The 20623-nt window shown below is 51.9% G+C and carries 20 protein-coding genes; 13 read left to right on the plus strand and 7 right to left on the minus strand.

Annotation, left to right across the window (positions count from 1 at the left end; all coding sequences use genetic code 11):
- The 3 genes from PPL9_RS05080 to PPL9_RS05090 all read right to left on the minus strand — a co-directional run.
- Positions 1-691, minus strand: a 691-nt coding sequence (locus PPL9_RS05080) for a U32 family peptidase (RefSeq protein ID WP_208989176.1), incomplete at its 3' end; no start/stop codon positions are given.
- 9 nt (positions 692-700) lie between these two features.
- On the minus strand, positions 701-1720 hold the full coding sequence (locus PPL9_RS05085; RefSeq protein ID WP_057461646.1) for a peptidase U32 family protein: 1020 nt from the start codon (positions 1718-1720) through the stop codon (positions 701-703).
- A gap of 71 nt (positions 1721-1791) precedes the next feature.
- Positions 1792-2328, minus strand: coding sequence for an SCP2 sterol-binding domain-containing protein (locus PPL9_RS05090; protein ID WP_057461648.1), 537 nt, complete (start codon positions 2326-2328; stop codon positions 1792-1794).
- A 149-nt stretch (positions 2329-2477) separates the two neighbouring features.
- On the opposite strand from PPL9_RS05090, the gene PPL9_RS05095 reads away from it, so the two are divergent.
- From PPL9_RS05095 to PPL9_RS05120, 6 genes are all read left to right on the plus strand, one after another.
- Positions 2478-4046, plus strand: coding sequence for a UbiD family decarboxylase (locus PPL9_RS05095; protein ID WP_057461650.1), 1569 nt, complete (start codon positions 2478-2480; stop codon positions 4044-4046).
- A gap of 5 nt (positions 4047-4051) precedes the next feature.
- Entirely contained in the window at positions 4052-4615 is a 564-nt protein-coding gene (locus PPL9_RS05100; protein WP_057461652.1) for a UbiX family flavin prenyltransferase, read from the plus strand.
- A 147-nt stretch (positions 4616-4762) separates the two neighbouring features.
- Positions 4763-5101 (plus strand): hypothetical protein, encoded by a 339-nt coding sequence (locus PPL9_RS05105; protein ID WP_057461653.1) that lies wholly within the window; start codon positions 4763-4765, stop codon positions 5099-5101.
- A 100-nt stretch (positions 5102-5201) separates the two neighbouring features.
- On the plus strand, positions 5202-5921 hold the full coding sequence (locus PPL9_RS05110) for an aspartate/glutamate racemase family protein (protein ID WP_057461654.1): 720 nt from the start codon (positions 5202-5204) through the stop codon (positions 5919-5921).
- Between the two features lie 35 nt (positions 5922-5956).
- Complete coding sequence (ggt, locus tag PPL9_RS05115; RefSeq protein ID WP_057461655.1) at positions 5957-7705, plus strand: gamma-glutamyltransferase; 1749 nt, start codon at positions 5957-5959, stop codon at positions 7703-7705.
- Positions 7706-7921: 216 nt separating this feature from the next.
- Positions 7922-9307 (plus strand): MFS transporter, encoded by a 1386-nt coding sequence (locus PPL9_RS05120; RefSeq protein ID WP_208989177.1) that lies wholly within the window; start codon positions 7922-7924, stop codon positions 9305-9307.
- Positions 9308-9333: 26 nt separating this feature from the next.
- On the opposite strand, the gene guaD is transcribed toward PPL9_RS05120, so the two are convergent.
- Together guaD and PPL9_RS05130 are read right to left on the minus strand one after the other, a co-directional pair.
- Positions 9334-10659 carry a guanine deaminase gene (guaD, locus tag PPL9_RS05125; RefSeq protein ID WP_057461657.1) on the minus strand — a complete coding sequence of 442 codons (1326 nt, stop codon included), beginning with the start codon at positions 10657-10659 and terminating at the stop codon, positions 9334-9336.
- A gap of 119 nt (positions 10660-10778) precedes the next feature.
- The gene (locus PPL9_RS05130; RefSeq protein ID WP_057461659.1) at positions 10779-11312 is read right to left on the minus strand and encodes an ACT domain-containing protein; all 534 of its coding nucleotides are present in this window, start codon (positions 11310-11312) and stop codon (positions 10779-10781) included.
- A gap of 436 nt (positions 11313-11748) precedes the next feature.
- On the opposite strand from PPL9_RS05130, the gene PPL9_RS05135 reads away from it, so the two are divergent.
- Genes PPL9_RS05135 through cobM form a run of 7 tightly spaced genes read left to right on the plus strand, consistent with a single transcriptional unit; the run spans position 11749 to position 18348 of the window.
- Positions 11749-12012, plus strand: coding sequence for a DUF6732 family protein (locus tag PPL9_RS05135; protein WP_057461661.1), 264 nt, complete (start codon positions 11749-11751; stop codon positions 12010-12012).
- Positions 12012-13115, plus strand: a complete 1104-nt coding sequence (locus PPL9_RS05140) for a sirohydrochlorin chelatase (RefSeq protein ID WP_057461663.1) — start codon at positions 12012-12014, stop codon at positions 13113-13115. Before PPL9_RS05135 ends, PPL9_RS05140 begins: the two co-directional genes overlap by 1 nt.
- Before the next feature lie 2 nt (positions 13116-13117).
- Positions 13118-13804 (plus strand): precorrin-8X methylmutase, encoded by a 687-nt coding sequence (locus PPL9_RS05145; protein WP_057461665.1) that lies wholly within the window; start codon positions 13118-13120, stop codon positions 13802-13804.
- Positions 13801-15027, plus strand: coding sequence for a bifunctional cobalt-precorrin-7 (C(5))-methyltransferase/cobalt-precorrin-6B (C(15))-methyltransferase (locus PPL9_RS05150; RefSeq protein ID WP_057461667.1), 1227 nt, complete (start codon positions 13801-13803; stop codon positions 15025-15027). The genes PPL9_RS05145 and PPL9_RS05150 overlap by 4 nt, the downstream gene beginning before the upstream one ends.
- On the plus strand, positions 15024-15746 hold the full coding sequence (cobI, locus tag PPL9_RS05155) for a precorrin-2 C(20)-methyltransferase (RefSeq protein WP_208989178.1): 723 nt from the start codon (positions 15024-15026) through the stop codon (positions 15744-15746). Before PPL9_RS05150 ends, cobI begins: the two co-directional genes overlap by 4 nt.
- Entirely contained in the window at positions 15719-17572 is a 1854-nt protein-coding gene (gene cobJ / locus PPL9_RS05160; RefSeq protein WP_057461670.1) for a precorrin-3B C(17)-methyltransferase, read from the plus strand. Before cobI ends, cobJ begins: the two co-directional genes overlap by 28 nt.
- Positions 17569-18348, plus strand: coding sequence for a precorrin-4 C(11)-methyltransferase (gene cobM, locus PPL9_RS05165; RefSeq protein WP_057461672.1), 780 nt, complete (start codon positions 17569-17571; stop codon positions 18346-18348). Before cobJ ends, cobM begins: the two co-directional genes overlap by 4 nt.
- 9 nt (positions 18349-18357) lie before the next feature.
- Here the strand turns inward: cobM and PPL9_RS05170 are convergent, their stop codons facing one another.
- Positions 18358-19716: a cobyrinate a,c-diamide synthase gene (locus PPL9_RS05170; RefSeq protein ID WP_057461674.1), complete on the minus strand. Its 1359-nt coding sequence runs from the start codon at positions 19714-19716 to the stop codon at positions 18358-18360.
- Complete coding sequence (cobA, locus tag PPL9_RS05175) at positions 19713-20552, minus strand: uroporphyrinogen-III C-methyltransferase (protein WP_082596561.1); 840 nt, start codon at positions 20550-20552, stop codon at positions 19713-19715. Before cobA ends, PPL9_RS05170 begins: the two co-directional genes overlap by 4 nt.
- Between the last annotated feature and the right edge of the window lie 71 nt (positions 20553-20623).

Here is a 20623-nt window from a genome sequence, read left to right on the forward strand (position 1 = left end):
CGTCGCGGCCAAGCGTGATGGCTTGAACACTGTGAGATAGTGTTTGAATACCATTGGCTGCAAGGAATTTCTGATCATCCAATGTCGTCACATCCATGCCGTCAAGATCACGGTCACAAATGAACTGACAGTTATCTTTGTGCAGCTTGTGAGCGCGTGCATGGTAGCAGCGACCAGAGACAGCCAGTGGCAGACGACCAAATGCAAACAGCTCGATGGTCAGGTCTGGCAGAGCCTGTGCAATCGCTTCAACAGACTTGATCGGCAGTTCAACAGGCGGGCAGAACGTTTCCATACCCAGGTTTATGAGAACCTTCGCTGTCTGCTCATTGTAGATATTGAGGAACGGCCCACCAACGAAGGGTTCACCAGAGCGTTTATGAACACTCGCAATATCGTTAGCTTCGACCAGCTCGCAATCTGCTGAAAGGGCATTGATAGACTTACGATCACGCATGGTGACGGGCAGCGCAATTGTTGAGAAGACAACCGTTTTACCTGCATTGGTGAGGCGCTCATAAATCTCAGGCCACACCTTGTCGTTGAACGGCATGCGTTTGCCACAAATAACTTCGCCAATGTAAACGCGCTCAACAGGAGCTTCATCTGCTACACGCGCATAAAAGTCGACGAGTTTTTCGTTGGACCAGTTGAAGAAGTTAGGACCAATGGAAAGTTCGATCTTGCTCATGATTGGTCCTTATCTCCAGATCTTTTTGTAGGCGCCGGTGGTTTCGCGCCCACCTTCTGTCATTGCGCTCAACATGGCTGAAACTTCTTCTTCTGCATTGCCGCCTGCATCCATGGCATCAACAGCTGCACGAAAGGCTTTCACCACCTGTGAAATGTAGGCTTTACCGCGCTGGCGACCTTCAATCTTAACTGCGGTCACACCTGCTTTTTGAAGGCGCGGCAACAAGCTTGCAGCATTCAGGCTAACTGGGTCTTCAAACAGGTAGGAGGTCTCTCCCTCTGCCTTAAAGCGTCCCTTACAGAGCGTTGGGTATCCAGCAGTTTCTCCTTCACCAAAACCATCAATGGTAAAGCCGCCCAGACGGGCATAAAGATTGCTGCCGTCCTCGTCGTAAGAAACATCGCCTGGAGGGGAGCAAACGCCAGTTAGGTTTGGAGACTTGCCTGTAGCGTATGAAGACAAAGCGCAGCGCCCTTCCGTCATCACGCATAGGCCGCCAAACACAAAGACTTCAGTCTCGACCGTAACCTCTTTATTGAGCTTGACGATTTCTTCAACGGACATGACACGTGGAAGAACCACACGCTGCACGCCAAAGGTATCCTGATAAAAGCTGATGGACTCCGGTGTTGCTGCAGCAGCTTGAACGGAAAGGTGCAGACGCAGGTTCGGATGCTTTTCTTGCGCGTAGTCAAGCACTGCAATATCAGCAGCAATGATCGCATCAGCACCAGATGCAGAAACAGCATCAACCGCGCGCTTCCAGATGTGCGTGTCACCCGCCCGGGCAAACGTGTTCACAGCAACAAGAACGTGCGAACCGTGCTTGTGAGCGAGACGAACCCCGGCATTCAGCTCCTTTTCAGAGAAATTCAGACCGGGGAAGTTTCGAGCGTTGGTTTCGTTGCGCAAACCGCAGTAAATGCTGTGTGCGCCCGCTTCTGCGGCGGCTTTAAGAGCAGCTGGTGTACCGGCTGGGCAAACAAGCTCCAGTGACGGATTATTATCGTTGCGCTGTCCAAGCATAAAACACCTTCCAGAAAATAACAGAGTGAACCACTTGGTTCGCGCAGGGCGCCTTCACCCTGCAGCGGCAATCAGGAAGTGGCAGTTGGTGCGTCGAGTAGTCGGCGCAGATGATCTAATGTCTTGTTGGTCGCTCCATCCACGACTTCACGTGGGCGACCATTGAAACCAAGGAACTCAGCAGGGGAGAGATCGGCTTCCTCCATGGTGTTGCGAAGCGCAAGCACAGCGTCCGTGTCACCCTCGATCACCAGATCGCGGGTAAAGAAAACGGCATCACCATCGTAGGTGCCATCAACCAGTCCCAACAAGACGATGAGTGGTCCAGAAATACGCGCCGCACCATCAGGCGCATCTTTACGCTTGAACATCTCAACCGTCGCATGTTCGCCATTCGGGATCATGCGGAAGACATGCGGGATATCAATCGGGTCGATTATGAAATGCGTGCGTTTGTATGTGTCCAAACGCTCGAAGAGGTCTGGGCGATTATGGGCAAGCCGACGCACAGCTCGGGTCAGAGCAAAGCCAAGCGGAGGAACCGGCAATATGCCGAGAGCTTTTTGCAGGGCAGGAGGAAACAGGCCTCGGTCCGGTTTAAAGAACATACTTTAATCTCCACTGATCAGTATCCTCTCCTATTAATCCTAGCGGAACTCATCATTGATGGAGGTCAAGGACCAGAGCGACAACACCCTTCAAATGTGTGTTAACCCAGCGAACAGATCCCGAGTTTGCCTAGTAATCTGGAATTGGCATGTATTGGCGTACCGAAAAGAAGTTCGAGACACTCTCCAGCTTTCTCAATGTATTGGAAGCAAAGCAGGAGCTTGTGAGAGTAAAGGCGCCGGTCTCAGCTCAGTTTGAAGCGACAGAAATCCATCGTCAGGTGATTGAGCAGGGCGGTCCCGTGCTTCAGTTTGATAATACGATCACATGTTCGGGAACGCACAGCAATATGCCGCTTCTGACCAATGTGTTCGGCACGCGAGAGCGCGTCGCTCTAGGGCTCGGCTGTGCACCAGATGAGCTTCCGGCCCTAGGTGAACTTCTGGCCTATCTTCGCTCGCCGCAACCGCCAAAGGGCCTAAAAGGCTTCATCGATGCGCTGCCTGTTGCTAAGGCAGCTTGGGCAGCTCGTCCAAAACGCTTGCGGTCATCTCCACTGATAGACATGCCGGTTGATCTGGAACAGTTCCCTGTGCAGATGTGTTGGCCAAACGATGCCGGCCCGCTGATCACATGGGGCATTGTCATAACGCGTCCACCGGGAAAAGATGATCCCTCTCAGTACAATCTGGGTATCTATCGTGCGCAGGTCATCGGCAAAGACAAAGCAATCCTGCGCTGGCTCGCCATGCGCGGTGGAGCTGCCCACCATCGCCTCTGGCAGGCACGTGGCGAGCGTATGCCGGTTGCCGTTGTCATCGGTGCTGATCCTGCAACAATCTTGTCAGCTGTCATACCAACACCCTCTGATGTAAGCGAACTGATGATTTCCGGTGTCTTGTCCGGCGGACGACCAGAGCTGATCCCATGTAAGCACGTTGACCTGCATGTGCCAGCATCCTCTGAGATCGTTCTGGAAGGCTTTGCGGAGCCATTAGAAACAGCTGAGGAAGGCCCATTCGGGGACCATACCGGCTATTACAACGACCCTGATCAGTTCCCAGTTTTCAAAGTATCGGGTATCCGCGCCCGCAAGGATCCAGTCTACATGAGCACCTTCACCGGCAGAGCGCCAGACGAACCTGCAGTCCTGTCCGAAACCATGAACGATGTATTCTTGCCATTGCTGAAACAGCAAATTCCAGAGGTCGTCGATCTATGGCTCCCGCCTGAGGCGTGTTCCTATCGAATTGCAGTTCTCAAGATCAAAAAAAGTTACCCTGGTCAGGCACGTCGCGTGATGATGGGCATGTGGTCGCTGCTGCCTCAATTCACCATGACCAAGCTGATCATCACCGTTGATGAAGACATAGACTGCAGAAGCTGGAGCGATGTGATGTGGGCTGTTGCAACCCGCATGGACCCCTCTCGTGATCTCGTTGTTCTGGATCGCACACCTGTCGACACGTTGGATTTTGCATCTGGTATGGAAGGTCTGGGCGGCAAGCTCGGTATTGACGCAACAACCAAAATCGGATCAGAAACGCGCACTGACTGGCCGGAAGTGATGCGTATGCCAGAAGAAATGACCAAGAAGGTTGAAGATCGCTGGGATGAACTGTTTCCAGGCGGCTTGCCTAAAAAACAAAACAAGGATCAACCAAAGGATGCTATCACCCCTTCAGAGATAAAGAATTCTCCTGAAGGAAGTGAGTAGGCTGCATGACGAAGCGTATTATTGTCGGAGTATCTGGTGCATCTGGTGCTCAACTTGCTCTGAAAACGCTGGAAATCCTGAAAGCGCTGAGCGTTGAAACGCATCTGGTGCATTCACAAGGAGCTGTCGCTTCTGTCCAACATGAGCTTGGCAAGGATGGTGTTGAGCAGCTCAAAGCGCTTGCATCCATCACCTACGCACCTGATGAAATGACAGCCGCTATTGCAAGCGGCTCGTTCCACACTGACGGTATGATCATCACGCCATGCTCCATGCGTACACTATCAGGTGTGGCCTATTCTTTCTCAGACAACCTGCTCACACGTGCTGCTGATGTTGTGCTCAAAGAGCGCCGCAAGTTGGTCCTCGTCCCGCGTGAGACACCTTTGCATGAGGGACATTTGGAGGCGATGCTCAAGGTGACTCGGATGGGTGGAATTATCGCACCGCCGGTGCCTCCATTTTATGCAGATATGCAAAACAAAGAGGATATGCTCAAAGAAATTGCTGCCCGCGGCATTAATACACTAGGAATTGATCCAGGCGTGAACATGACTAAGTGGCAATAGAATTATCCCAGGTTACTTTACTGTAATCTTATGAAAATTCATCGTCCACTTTGCGGCTTAAGTTTACCGGCGATAGCTACCTTTACCTCGGAATTGAATAGGTAATTTCTATTCAATTTTAATAGAAAAATACTAAAGGTGAAGATAATGTCCCTGTGTTTTAAGCGCCCCCTCTGGTTTGGCCTCTTCGTATTTTCGGCTCTTTTCCTAGTGTTAGCACTAGGTCAGAAAGCAAATGCGACATCTATCACTCTGGATACCACTGATACCGAACTCTGCGAAGTTCAGGTCACAATTGGACCGGAGGCTCCCAACGGACCCATTCATAGATTTACTGATATCGATGCGGATGATCGCTACACCTTCCAGACGAATAAGCTCTGCAATCGCCGCTCTGTAGGTGGTGAGGCATGCCTGGAAGATTACACCGAATGGTCATGTTGTGAAGCGAAAGACGGCGAGGACATCACCTGCAGAGTGCCTTAAATTAGGTCTCCCAGCTCAATTGCACAAAAAACGACCTTCTCTAAGTCGGCGCAATTTGCCAACATAGTTCCTACGACGAGTATTGTATGTCGAGGAATATATGAAAACGATTGGCTTATTAGGAGGAATGAGCTGGGAGAGCACTGCTACTTATTACAGACTGATTAATCAGCAAACACGTTTACGGCTTGGCGGACTCCATTCTGCTGAGTTGGTTTTATGGTCTTTTGATTTTTCTCAGATCGAGTTGCTTCTTGCTCACGGAGAGTGGGAAGAAGCGGGTAACCTGCTAAAACAGGCGGCGCTGAAATTAGAAGGTGCCGGTGCTGATTGCATTGTGATCTGTGCGAACACAATGCACAAAGTCGCCTCCTACATCCAGGATGGTTTGACGATCCCATTCATTCATATTGCTGAAACAACTGCGAATGCCATCCAAAAGGTAAAACGCAGGAAACCACTTTTGCTTGCAACGCGTTACATTATGGAACAGGATTTTTACATCAGAAGATTGCAGGATACCTACGGATTATCGGTAGTGATCCCTGACAATGGAGGGCAAGCCGTCGTCCATGACATCGCCTATAATGAGTTGTGTCGGGGTCAGATTAATGAGGATTCTCGCCGCACACTCTTGCAGATTGTCAGAAAAGCACAGGACCAGGGTGCAGATAGTGTCATTCTGGGGTGCACAGAGCTTGGACTGTTGGTGGGGCAGGAGGATATTTCAGCTCCGGTCGTTGATAGCACCACGGAACATGTGCGTGGAATTTTGGATTTTGCATTGAAGAATGAAAGTGAATTTGAAGAGCTAGTCTAATCAGCGGGAATTTGCCCGCTTCAGGAGGGGAAATAATGAAGAAACTATGGGTCTCTGCCGTACTGGCAGCAGGGCTTGCTTTACCTGCGCAAGCGCAGGAGGCGGCGGACAGTATTGCGCCGGAAATGGCAAGCGGAATCTCCGACAAGCAAATGGTAACCGCGCAGAAGTTTATGGTGGTTGCTGCAAACCCTCATGCATCAAAAGCGGGTTTTGATGTTTTGAAAGCTGGCGGAAACGCCATTGATGCAATGGTTGCTGTGCAGCTCATGTTGGGATTGGTTGAACCTCAATCCTCCGGGATCGGCGGTGGTGCCTTCCTCGTTTATTACGACGCAGAAGCGGGCGAGCTGACCACATATGACGGTCGTGAAACAGCGCCTGTATCCGCAACGCCAGAATTGTTTCAAAACGAAAACGGCGAACCACTCAAATTCTATGATGCAGTTGTTGGCGGCCTATCTGTAGGAACGCCAGGCACAGTAAAGCTGCTGTATGATACTCATGCGAAATTGGGCTCTCTGCCATGGGCAGATCTGGTTGCTCCTGCCATCAAACTCGCAACAGACGGCTTTGAAGTTTCGCCACGCCTGAACGCTTTGATCACCAATGATCAAGAGCGCCTCTCTCGTTTCGAAACAACGAAAAACTACTTCCTGCCGGGTGGCACTCCTTTGCCAGTTGGGCACCTGCTCAAAAACCCAGAGTATGCAGCGACACTGACTGCAATTTCTCAAAATGGAGCGGACGGTTTCTATTCCGGAGATATTGCAAAGTCCATCGTTGAGACTGTTCAGTCTGCTAAGGGCAATCCGGGTAAACTGGCTCTTGAGGATCTGGCAAACTACCAAATCAAAGAGCGTGCCGCTGTTTGTGCAGAGTACCGCGCCTTTGAAGTTTGTGGCATGGGCCCACCATCCTCTGGCGCTCTGACTGTTGGCCAAATCCTCGGTCAGCTCAATAGCTATGACCTGCCTTCCATGAACTCAGGCGATCCGAATGCATGGCGCTTGATTGGTGATGCATCCCGTCTCGCCTTTTCTGATCGTGGTCGCTACATGGCGGACAGTGATTATGTGCCAATGCCAACCAAAGGCCTCGTTGCGCCTGCTTACCTCAAAGAGCGGGCAGAGTTGCTGAGTGGTGACAAAGCATTGTCAAAAGAGCAGGTGGTACCGGGGAACCCAACCTGGGATCACGCCATGTTGCTGGCTAATGATGAGAGCATTGAACTGCCATCAACCAGTCATTTCTCAATCGTAGATGCAAACGGCAATGCTGTTTCCATGACGACCACAATTGAGAACGGCTTTGGTTCACGCCTGATGACCAATGGTTTCCTGCTCAACAACGAGTTGACGGACTTCTCTTTCCGTACTCATCGTGACGGTGTGCCGATTGCGAACCGCGTTGAGCCGGGCAAACGTCCACGCTCATCCATGTCTCCGACAATCGTGCTGAAGGACGACAAGCCATTCGTTGTTGTTGGGTCTCCGGGCGGCAGCCGCATCATTGGCTATGTTGCAACAACACTGGTTGCGAACCTGGATTGGGGTATGAACATTCAGGAGGCGATCTCTATGCCGCATCTGGTCAATCGCTTTGGCACCTATGACCTCGAGAAGGGCACCGCCGCTGAAAAGCTGCAGCCAGCACTGGATGCTATGGGTTACAAAACCAATATTCGCGACCTCAATTCCGGTCTTCATGGAATTGTGATCACGGCAGATGGCCTGCAAGGTGGCGTAGATCCACGCCGCGAAGGTCTTGCTCTGGGTGAATAAAAACCAGAATTAACGAAGCTGAGACTCGAGAGATCGGCATAATTGTCTCTTGAGTCTTAGCACCCTGCTAAGCGTGTACCAAAGTACGCTCTTAGGTGTCTTCCTTCCTCTGTGATAGCTAGAAACTCTTGAAAATGGCTGTGCCTGTCGGCTCTGGCCTGCGAGGTGCTAGTGCCAATGACGGAGCTACTCCAACATCCCCCCAAAGATACTTGCATGCCATCGGTTGTGCATCGGTGGGTGCTGCTGGCTGCAATGAGTTTCATCCTTGGGCTCGCTTTGTTGGATGAAACAGTCGTCAGTCTGGCTCTACCAACCATCTCAGAAGAGTTTGGTATGACACTCACTCAAGCCCATTGGGTGGTGAATTCCTATCTGCTGATGTTCGCAGCTTTGGTGGCTCTGGGTGGCAAACTCGCTGATCTGGTGAACATCAATTACCTCATCCTCTCTGGCATGATCATCTTCGGTCTGGCGTCGCTGGCCTGTGGTTTTGCGCCAAACGGAGGCTTCCTCGTAGGCGCACGTGTCGTGCAGGGGATTAGCGCTGCAATCATGTTCCCTCTGCCCATTGTTGCTATTTCACGCATATTCCCACCTGAACGCAGAGGTTTTGCATTAGGCGTGTTCGGCTCAATCGCCACTATCTTCCTGTCTTCGGGGCCACTAGTGAGCGGCTACTTCACGAGCTATTTCTCTTGGCGATGGATTTTCTGGATCAACCCACCCTTTGTCTTGATCGTCTGCTTGGTGATCGCATTTGCTCCGTTGAAAGGGCGCATTGCTCACGGACAGGATAAAAGCCTTTCGGATTACTCATTCGACTGGCTAGGCATCATCACATTGCTTGTGGGGCTTTTCTTCTTTGTGCTGGCCATCATGCAAGCGCCGGAATGGGGTTGGACATCAAGAGATATCGTCTTGTCATTCGTTGTTGGGGTGTCGGCGCTAGCCATCTTCCTCTGGAATGAACTGCATATAAAAGCACCGCTCATTCAAGTGCGTTTCTTCAAGAAGCCTTCCTTCGCAGTCGCGGCATTTGTGGTCTTTCAGGCGCAATATTCCAAGATTGCAATGTTCATTTTTGGAGCTTTGTACTTTCAGGATAAACTCGGCTTTGCTCCGTTCTTCGCAGGTTTAGCATTGATGTCGGCAGTCGTGATGAATGCTGCAACAGCTGGCTTGAGTGGCGTTTGCGTCGATAAGTTTGGTGTTCGCACGCCGGCCATGTGGGGCTTGCTGGTACTATCCAGTTCTACGCTCTGGCTAACTGTCTTTATTGCCGAAGATAACTATTGGTTGCTGCTCCCCGCACTTCTCGCATGGGGAGCAGCAATGCCATTGTTGTTTCTGCCATCAATGAAGTCATCAGTGGACTCAGTTGAGCTAACGAAGAAGGGGCAGGCGAGTGGTGTGATGATCACATCTCAAATGCTGGGTGGCACAATAGGAATGTCCATCTCCAGCTCGATCTTCCTTTTCACCGAAAGCTATGAGTACGTATTCGGCACCGCAGCAGCTGTCACTCTGCTCTGTTACCTGCTGTCTTTTATGTACTTCGGAAAAGATGCAGGTGCTCTCGACAGTGAAAAACAGAGCTGATGCAATCACCAGCTCTGATCATAGCGTTATCCTGCTTGAGAATAGACCCGCTTACCATCCACATAAGTCGCTGCAATCGCGCGATCATCGCCAAGGATCATCTGAATAAACAGCTGTTCAATCACGTTATTGGCGTAAGCCATACGGTGGCGGATCAGTGGTGTTGAGAGCGGGTCAATAACAGCAAAATCCGCTTCCATACCCACTTTGATGTTGCCGATCCGGTTTTCCTGATAGAGCGCTTTGGCAGAACCAACTGTCGCCAGATAATAGGCCTGTACCGGGTGCAATGAGTAGCCCTGCAACTGGGCAACCTCATAGGCCGTCCGCATTGTGGTCAGCATGGAGAAACTGGAGCCACCACCCACATCTGTTGCCAGCCCTACAGTGATCGGATCGTGTGTAAAATGCGAACCGCGTACATCAAACAATCCAGAGCCAATAAAGGTGTTCGAGGTTGGACAATGCGCAATCGATGTCCCGGTTTCATGAATAAGCGCTTTTTCACGATCATTCAGATAAATCCCATGCCCAAGCACACAGCCCTTTCCCAGTAAGCCAAAGTGTTCGTAAACGCCAACGTAATCAGGATGCTCAGGATATAGCTCTCCGACCCATTCCAGTTCCTGACGGTTCTCAGAAGTATGGGTCTGTAGCAAAGCTTCAGGATGCTCTTTCCAGAGCGCTCCGGTCGCTTCCATCTGCTCAGGAGTAGAAGTTGGTGCAAAGCGGGGAGTTATGGAGTAGAGCGCACGACCCTGCCCATGCCATTTCTCCAACAATGCTTTGGATTGATCATAACCTGTCTGCGCCGTATCACGCAGGTTTTCTGGCGCGTTGCGGTCCATCATGACTTTACCGGCAGCGATGCGCATGTTGTATCGCGCAGCCTGCTCAAACAGCGCATCCACGGACTCAGGATGAATGGTGCAGTAAACGGAAGCACTGGTGATGCCGTTTGAAAAGCTTTGCTGCAAATAAACGTCGGCAGCACGGCGTGCGTAGTCAATATCGCCAAATTTGGCTTCAGCTGGGAAGGTATAAGTGTTGAGCCACTCGATCAGCTGAGCGCCGTAGGAAGCAATAACCTCTGTCTGCGGATAATGGACATGGCAATCCACAAAGCCCGGCAGAATGAATTTGCCGCTGTAATCATGAACAACAGCATCACTTGGCAGCGTCTTAATAAGCTCTGCCGCGTCGCCAACTGCGGTAATCCTGCCGTTTTCGGTAACAACCAGCCCATCAGACCAGTCTGTCAGTGCCTCTGCCGGATTATCGCAGAACGGATCGCCGCTAAATTGAAGTACATGGCCGCGAAGCGCTGTAATCGTCCGAACAGTGTCTTGCATCAGATCTTCCCCGGGAATTGAACCAAACAGCCATATCTAGCGTAAATCCCGGTAGGGATCGAGGGTAAATACGTAATTACCCGGGAGAGATCTGAGAACAACGTGATGCGTGTAAGAGATCAGTCCTCTTCTACTGCTGCTTCATTGAGTTCAACGTCAATCATCAGATCAGCCGCAATACCTTCCAATGCTTCAGAGACTTCTGCCGGCGACAGATGTGGCGGAATAATAATGCGAGCATTTGCGCGGAACATAAGATCACCACTCATGGAACCCGGTTCAACCAGAGACTCCAGAGTTTCGATGCTCACATGAAGATCTGCCAGCACGCTGGAGACACGGCTGATCATGCCGGGTTGATCTTGTCCCAGAATATGAAGAAGCGCATGAGCACCTGCTGGTGCATCACCTGTATTGTGAACGTGAATGCCAATGGTAAGCCCCACAGACTCAAGCTTGGTCAGAGCGGCTGAAAGATCTGCTGCCTGTGCCTTTTCAACATGTACACGAACAATCCCCGCAAACTGGCCTCCCAGACGCGAGAGGGAACTGTCGATCCAGTTCGCTTTGTGATCAGCAACCACCTTGGAGATTTCACCAACCAGACCTGGGCGGTCATCAGCAACGACGGTGAGGACAAGCTCTTTTTTCATAACGCATTCTCCACAAAAACGACCCCTGTGATAGGCTAGGGCCTTGCCTATAATAGCAATGCCAGATGCAGGTGTAAGTCAAACACTTCGATCAAGTTACCCGTATTTTTGCACCTAAGAAAACCTCTGGTATCGACCAATTTCGCAAATTATCATCTTGCTATCTCCAGGGTCGCCAACTAGCTTGCTCCTCGTAAAACTATGGACGGCGTCCCGTGACGGACTGAAATGGATTTCGGGGGCGGTCGACCCACATCGGGGGCCAGAATCGAAGCTGTCTGACGAAATAATGTGTGAAGCTGCGGACTTATGGTGCGCGGCTGATGTTCTATTTCGTTGGTCCATCTATTGTCTTTGCGACGTCTCCTTAAATGACAGCGATAAACCCCTGTTGCCAATGGCAATGGAAGGCACCGCTGCATGTTGGAGATAGAACATGTCTTATTTTTTGAAGCCCGCGCTCCTCACAGGAGTGATGGGGCTTTCCTCGTCTGCTGCCTTTGCACATGCGGGACATTTGGGTGAGCTTGCTGGCCACAGTCATTGGATTGGCGTAGCCGCAGTCACCGGCGCTGCAATCATCGCTGGTCTGGCTGCCAAAGCAAAAAAACGATCCTCTTCCTCAGAAGAGAACTCGCCGGAAAATGCTGAGAGCGATGGTGCTCTCTCCCCAGATGGTACAGAAGCAGAGCCAGCATAATGACAATAAAAACAGAAGAAAAACTCGGCGTCATGATCTGCGGACATGGCAGTCGAAACAAAGGTGCAGTCGCCGAATTTGCTCGCCTTGCAAAAGGTATGCGTGAGAGATTTCCGGATCTTCCAGTGGACTATGGATACCTTGAGTTCGCAAATCCAGTGATCCATTCAGGCCTGGACAATCTGCGCGAGCAGGGGTGCACCCGCATTCTTGCAGTTCCAGGCATGTTGTTTGCTGCTGGACACGCTAAAAACGATATTCCATCTGTGCTCAACACCTATCAGGCCAAACATCCTGAAGTGTCCATCGAATATGGCCGCGAACTGGCCGTCGATACGCGCATGGTACAGGCTGCAGGCGCACGCATTCAGGAAGCCATCGATGCAGCTGGTCCTGAGGTGAAGCCGGAAGAAACCCTGCTTATGGTGGTTGGTCGAGGTGCATCAGATCCGGATGCAAACTCCAACGTTGCCAAAATCACCCGCATGTTGTGGGAAGGTTTCGGCTTCGGTTGGGCGGAAACCTGCTATTCTGGCGTAACCTTCCCGCTCGTTGAGCCGGGGTTGGAGCACGCTGTTAAGCTTGGTTACAAGCGTATCGTCGTGTTCCCATACTTCCTGTTCACTGGCGTTCTTGTACAGCGTATTTACAACTTCACCGATGAAGTTGCCGCACGCCACCCGGATGTTGAGTTTATCAAAGCTGGCTATCTGAACGATCACCCGAAGGTCATCGACACGATGCAAGAGCGTGTGACGGAGATTGTTCAGGGTTCAAACAACATGAACTGCCAGCTTTGTAAGTACAGAGAACAGGTTCTTGGGTTTGAGGCTGAGATCGGTTTGCCACAGGAGAGCCATCACCACCACGTGGAAGGCTTGGGTGATGAAGCTGAATGCAAGCTGTGTGATGTGACGTGTACTGGAGAGTGTGGCAGCAAGGGCGCGGATGCTCACGATCATGCGCATAGTCACTCCCATGACCACAGCCACGGACACCACCATCATCACGGTGATGACCACGGACATGATCACCATCATCATCCGTATCCTCATGCAGATCACCCGCTTGGGCCAAAATCCATGTTGAAGGATGATGCCTGAGAATGGGCCAGAACGTGAATCCAGAAGTTCTGGCACCCTACGATTACATTAAGGATCCTGCCGAAATCTATCGGCAGTCCTTTTCAATCGTACGGACAGAGGCTGACTTAAAGTGCCTGCCAGATAACTTGAGGCCTGTTGCAGTCCGCCTGATCCATTCCTGTGGGATGACTGACATACCGCAGGAATTGGCATATTCTGAGGATGTAGTTGCCAAAGCAAATGAGGCTCTGCGAAACGGCGCCCCGGTACTGACCGATGTCGAGATGGTTGCACATGGCATCATCCGCAAATACCTGCCAGCAGACAATCAAGTCATATGCACTTTAAACCAACCAGATGTGCCCGAGCTTGCAAAACAGCTCGGCACAACAAGGTCGGCTGCGGCTGTTGAGCATTGGAGACCGCATCTGGAAGGTGCTGTTATCGCCATTGGCAATGCCCCAACGGCGCTATTTCATCTTCTTGAGATAGTGGCAAATGGTGCCCCAAAGCCAGCAGCTATTCTCGGCTTCCCCGTTGGGTTCGTGGGAGCCGCAGAATCCAAGCAAGCGCTGGCGACAAGTTCACTTAGCATACCGTTTCTAACACTTCAGGGACGCAGAGGTGGCTCTGCAATTGCAGCTGCGGCAGTCAATGCAATGGCAGCAGGCTTGCCTGAAGAAAAGGTGCAGGAGACATCAAAATGAGCAGTCAATCAGCACCTTGGCTCACAATCATCGGCATTGGTGAGGATGGCTTTAACGGCCTGTCTGAAACAGCCAAATCAGCGCTGAAAGCTGCCTCTCTCATCTATGGCGGAGCACGGCATCTGGAACTTTTGCAAGATGGTGCAAGCAACATCAGTTGTGGGATGAAAGCATGGCCATCTCCACTTTCAAAAGGCATTGAAGAACTTGTAGCAAACCGTGGTCAAAACACCGTGGTGTTGGCGACGGGTGATCCGCAATGGTTTGGTGTCGGAGCAACACTTCATCGTCAGTTCAGTGCTGAGGAGATCGAGGTCATCCCGCATCTCTCAGCATTCGCTCTGGCTACAAGCCGCTTAGGCTGGCCTCTGCAAAATGTCGAAACCCTCAGCTTGCATGGCCGCCCTCTAGATACCCTGCGTGGTTTCCTGTATCCCGGCGCCCGCATCATCGCACTCACGTCTAATGGTGCAGCCCCAGGTGAGATTGCAGATCTACTCGCTGATGAAGGGTATGGAGCAAGTACCCTGACAATACTTGAGCACCTCGGTGGTCCGCAGGAAAAAGTAATAAGCCGCGAGGCTGAAGAGTATTCTGATCAAGCTGCCGAGCTGAACACGATTGCGATTGAAGCCAAACCAATTCCAAACACGCCTGTCTTGTCACGCACGCCCGGTCTGCCGGATTCTGCGTTCCGTCATGATGGAAAAATGACCAAACAGGAAGTACGGGCTGTTACGCTTGCCAAACTTGCTCCTATTCCGGGACAGCTCCTGTGGGACATTGGCGCTGGCAGTGGATCCATCGGTATCGAATGGCTGCGGGCTGCAAAGGACACCAAGGCTCTTGCCATTGAGCCGTTGGAAAAACGGCATGTGTTCATTCGTGGAAATGCAGCAGCTCTCGGGACTCCTACGCTTCAGCTGGTTGAGGGCAAAGCCCCCGAGGCACTTGATAATTTGCCGCAGCCAAATGCGATTTTTGTCGGAGGTGGCCTCACATCAGCGGGTATACTCAAAACATGCTTTGAAGCGCTGCCATCAGGAGGTCGCTTGGTTGCCAATGCTGTTACTCTGGAAGGAGAGCAAGTGCTGGCAGAGGGCTGGAAGAAGTACGGTGGAGATCTAAGCCGTATAGCAATCTCAAGAGCCGATCCCATTGGCGGTCTCACGGGTTGGCGTCCATTGATGCCGGTAACACAATGGAGCTTGGTAAAGTCATGACTGGTACGCTCTATGGCGTTGGTCTTGGACCAGGAGATCCTGAGCTTTTGACTCTAAAAGCTCACCGGCTCATTTGTTCTGCAAAAACAATCGCATACCCAGCGGCAGTTGGAGTGTCCAGTTTCGCTCGGCAAATTGCAGCACCGTATATTCAAGAGGGAACAACAGAAGTCCCGATTGAAATGCCGATGAAGGTCGAACGTTTTCCCGCAAAGGAAATCTACGATCAGGCGGCAGAAACGATCTCAGAGAAATTGAAAGCCGGAGAAGATGTTGTCGTCCTGTGTGAGGGCGATCCATTTCTCTATGGCTCGTTCATGTACCTCTACGAGCGTTTGCGCGGTCACTTCGCCTGCGAAATCGTGCCGGGCGTATCATCAGTCAATGCCTGTGCTGCTGCGCTCGGCAGGCCCCTCGCTGCGCGCAATGAAGTGCTGACAATCATTCCCGGTCCGCTGGAAGATGAGCAACTTCAACACCGCATTGAGCAATCCGACGCTTTCGTCATCATGAAGGTCGGGCGCCATCTACCGCGCGTCAAGGCTCTGCTTGGAAAACTGGGATTACTTGGTGCTGCGGGATACGTCGAACGGGCGACCCTGCCGGAAATGGTCGTGGCCCGCCTGGCTGACTATCCAAATGAAACTGCACCGTATTTTTCAATGATAATTGTATATAAGGGAGAAGAGGCATGGACGTTGCACCCGCAATCGTTGTGATCAGCCCGGTCGCTCTGAAAACCGCTCAGAAGCTCTCCACTGTACTGGATGAAAGTCTCATTCATGGCTTTGCAAGAAACGGTTCAAAGCCGAATGTAGATTATCATCTCTCCTTCTCTGAGCCGATGGATCATCTGCGGTCCTTGTTTCAGTCAGGAACACCAATCATCGGTATTTGTGCCGCGGGAATTCTCATCCGCGCGCTCGCGCCTGTCTTGGCAGAAAAGCGAAACGAGCCACCTGTCATTGCAGTGTCAGAAGATGGCTCAAGCGTCGTTCCGCTGCTTGGCGGACATCGCGGTGCCAATGCCTTAGCCCATGAAATTGCAGAGGTCCTGCAAGGTCATGCCGCGATCACGACCGCAGGCGACACTGTCTTTGGTGTTGCGCTTGATGATCCACCAGAAGGCTGGACGCTCACCAATCCATCAGACGCCAAGTCTGTTATGGCGCATATGCTGGCAGGCGACACCGTAAAACTCTCCGGTCAGGCAGACTGGTTGGAGACGGCGACTCTTCCTGTTGCGGATGATGCCGAACTGGAAATTGTTGCAACTGAGCGACCTCATGATGGGCATAGCGGAAAGCTCGTGTTCCATCCTCAAACTCACGTGGTTGGTCTTGGCTGTTCCCGAGGGTGTTCTCTTGAAGAGCTGGATGAGCTCCTTCAAAAAGGCTTGAAACAGGCAAACATCTCAATGGGAGCCGTAGCAGCTTTCGCGAGTATCGACCTGAAGGCCGATGAAGTGGCAATGAACAAGCTCGCTGCCCGCTACAACAAGCCTTTCCGCCTGTTCACGGCTAGTGAGCTCAACGAACACAAAGATCGTCTGCAAAATCCGTCTGATGTCGTCTTTGCAGAGGTTGGATGCCATGGTGTGAGCGAAGGCTCTGCATTGGCTGGTGTTGGTACATCCGGTGAACTCGTGCTGGAAAAGCAGAAAACCGCAAACGCCACAGTTGCTATTGCCAGAGCGCCGGTTCCGGTGAAACACGAGAAACTCGGCAGAGCCAGAGGTCGCCTGCACGTCATCGGCATTGGGCCGGGGCAAGAGGCTTGGCGTACGCCAGAAGCCTCCAGCTGGTTGGCAGAGGCAGATGAAGTCGTCGGCTACGGCCTCTATCTCGATCTCGTCTCATCCCTGATCAGAGGCAAGCAACGCCATGCGTTCCCACTGGGAGCAGAAGAAGAACGCGTTCGCTTTGCGCTCGAAAGAGCCGGGCAGGGCCTCAACGTTGCGCTGGTCTGTTCAGGAGACTCTGGCGTGTATGCCATGGGAGCCCTGGTCTTCGAACTACTAGACCGCGCACAGGATAACGGCGGCGTTAGCGATGCAGCTCGCCGCGTTGAAGTTGCATCTGCACCGGGCATCTCCGCAATGATCGCTCTCAGCAACCGCATCGGAGCGCCGCTGGGACATGACTTCTGCGCCATTTCTCTGTCAGACCTTCTCACCCCATGGGAAACAATTCAGCAGCGCCTGGAAGGTGCAGCAATCGGTGACTTCGTGATTGGGTTCTATAATCCAGTCTCCAAGCGTCGCCGCACGCAATTGGCTTGGGCACGGGAGAAGTTGCTGGAACATCGTCCTGAAAATACGCCAGTTATTCTCGGTGCGAACATCGGACGAGAGAATGAGGTCATCACCACAACAACGCTGAAGGATCTACAAGTCGATGATGTCGACATGCTGACTACGGTTATTGTGGGATGTAGTCAAACCCGCTTGGGAGGCAACGGCCAATCCCTGCATTTTGTCTACACGCCACGGGGTTATGCCAAAAAGATCGATGCACCAGAGAAAGAAACGGAGACAGCAGCGTGACGGTTCATTTCATTGGAGCAGGGCCGGGTGATCCCGAACTGATTACGGTACGTGGGCTAAAGCTCATCGAAAAATGTAAAGTCTGCCTCTACGCAGGCTCATTGGTACCGCCTGCCATTGTCGAGGCCGCACCAGAAGATGCATTGGTCATGGATACAGCTTCCATGACCCTTGATGAAATCATCGACGAAATTGCAAAGGCTCACGAAAAAGATCTGGATGTGGCACGGGTTCACTCAGGCGATCCATCCATTTATGGGGCCACTGCGGAGCAGATGCGTAGATTGGACGATCTTGGCATTGAGTACGATGTAACTCCGGGTGTACCCGCATTCGCTGCGGCTGCTGCAGCCTTGAAAACCGAGCTGACGATCCCTGAAATCGCACAGAGCATCATTGTAACCAGAACCTCGATGAAGTCCTCAGGCATGCCTGAGGGGGAGGATCTGGAAACGCTGGGCCGCTCTGGCGCTACATTGGCAATCCATCTCAGTGTCAGAAACCTTGGAGAGATCTACCGGAAACTGGCTCCGCTCTATGGTGAAGACTGTCCGGTGATCATCGCCTACCGCGTTGGCTGGCCGGATGAAGCATTCATTCATGGCACACTGGCGGATATCCGGGAAAAAGCAAAAGCCTCCAAGATCACAAGAACGGCTCTCATCTTCGTTGGGCCAGCCTTGAAGGCAGGGAAAGAGTTTCGTGACAGTGCGCTGTATGATGCCAACCACGTTCACGTTCTTCGTCCAAAGAAGAAAGCAAAAGAGACTGCGTAGCCAATCAGATTAGGAAGAAGCGGACCACCATTCTTCGCTTCTTTCTGCCACCACATGCGCGAAAGACCCCATGACACGCCCATTGATATGGCCCAGAGGATCCAGATCGCGATGCTCCGCATCCTGAGCATCAAAAAGCGGCGGTGCTTCTGATTTGACCGTCAGCGTCGAATAGTGGAACTCATGCGCACCCAACGGGTTCATCCAAGGAAAGCCAGCAGACGTTGCGGCCTTTGTTGCTTTCAGTTTCCGATAGCCTAAATGCAGCTTTCTCTTCGCAAAGCTGGTTTCAATCGGCAGCAAACCAAGCATCTCGTGGGACTGCCCACTTTTATCTGTCAGCGCTTCACCAAGTACCATGTAGCCGCCACACTCACCATAAATGAGCTTGTCTGCAGCTGCTGCAGATTTTATTCCGCGCTTAAAGATGTCTGCTTGAGACAACTGCCCCGCATGAAGTTCCGGATATCCGCCACTTAGGAAGATTGCATCAGCATTTTCTGATGGGCCTTCGTTTGCTAACGGAGAGAAGAAGGAAAGTGTAACGCCTTGCCTCTGCCAATCACTGAGCAGATGCTCGTAACTGAAAGCAAAGGCAATATCCTTAGCAATCGCGATATGTTGCCCAAGCGGAGGTAAATGAGAAATGCCTTTCAGCTCTTTGTTTTCCCGGGCAGGAATAGCAAGCACTTTCGCGAGGCGCATCAAGGCTGGCACATCCACACTTTCAGCAGCCACCTCACCAGCTGCATTTAGGAACTCTTCCAAATCCTCACGCTCACTGGCTTGCACAAGCCCTAAATGGCGCTCAGGCAACTCCAATCTCTTTGAGCGATAAAACGCGCCTAAGACAATGACATCCAAAGGCTCTAGCGCACGCCGCAAAATGCGCTCATGACGCGGAGACCCGACCCGGTTGAGAATGACGCCATTGATGTGGCAATGCGGATGGTATGTAAGAAACCCATGGACAAGGGCAGCGACCGATTGAGCCTGAGACTTGCAATCAACCACCAGAATAACCGGCAGACCCAGATGAACCGCTAATTCTGCAACAGAGCCAGAGCCATCAGCTGCACCGTCAAAGAGACCCATAGCTCCTTCAACAACCACAACGTCGGTGTGTTTTTCCTGCTCCGTGGCGTTGAGTGAAAGTTGCGCCAAAGACATCGCCCAAGCGTCATAGTTCAGGCATGGCCGCCCGGAAGCCGCGCTATGAAAAGCCGGATCAATGTAATCTGGTCCTGATTTGCCGGAGGCAATACGAAGCCCGGTATCACGAAGAGCACGCAACAGCGCCAGTGTAATCGTTGTTTTGCCAGACCCGGAAGATGGCGCTGCAATAACGAAACCCTTCGCAATGGTCATAGGGCAGGCTCTTCTTTCAATTGAGAGGTTTGCGAGGTGCGCGCAAAAACTGGCTCAATCCAGTTCAGTTGCTCACGCAAATTCACCACATCACCAACGACAACAATCGCAGGTGGCTTAAGGCCACTACTTTCAATATCCTCAGCACAAGAAGCAAGCGTTGTTTCCAGCACTTGTTGGTTCTGCTGAGTGGCATTGCAGATGACAGCAACAGGTTCAGCCGCACGTCGGCCACCACTCATAAGCTTCTGGGTAATGAGTGAAATATGCTTCATTGCCATATACATCACGATCACGGGTGATCCTTTGGCAAGAGCATCCCAGTCAAGTTCATCAGGCGCAACCCCATTCTGGTCATGACCTGTGAGGAACGTAACTGCTTGATTAATCCCTCGGTGAGTAGATGGAATTCCAGCATATGCCAGCCCGCCAACGCCAGCTGTGATACCCGGGATGATACGGAAGGGAACGCCAGCATCCACCAGCGCAAGAGCTTCCTCCCCACCGCGGCCAAATACAAACGGATCTCCACCTTTGAGGCGCATGACACGCTTACCGGATTTTGCAAGCTCCACCAGCTTGATCGAAATACTGGACTGCTTGGGGGAAGGTTTGCCACCGCGCTTGCCAGCATAAATGATTTCAGCACCTTCAGCCGCAAATTGAAGAATGCGTTCATCCACCAATGCGTCATAGACAATGACATCCGCTTGTCGCAAGCCATTCAAGGCATGCAGGCTCAGCAGACCAGGGTCTCCGGGGCCGGCACCAGCAAGCCAAACCCATCCAGCTTCAAGCACCGGAAATTCAAAGTGGGGGAGGGAGATATCAAACAAGTGGTTCTCATGATTTATGTGATTTTGCGTAGCAATTTAATTGGAAACCAATTGGAAGTCCAAAGCCTTCT

Source organism: Pseudovibrio sp. POLY-S9, from assembly GCF_001431305.1.
GTDB lineage: Bacteria > Pseudomonadota > Alphaproteobacteria > Rhizobiales > Stappiaceae > Pseudovibrio.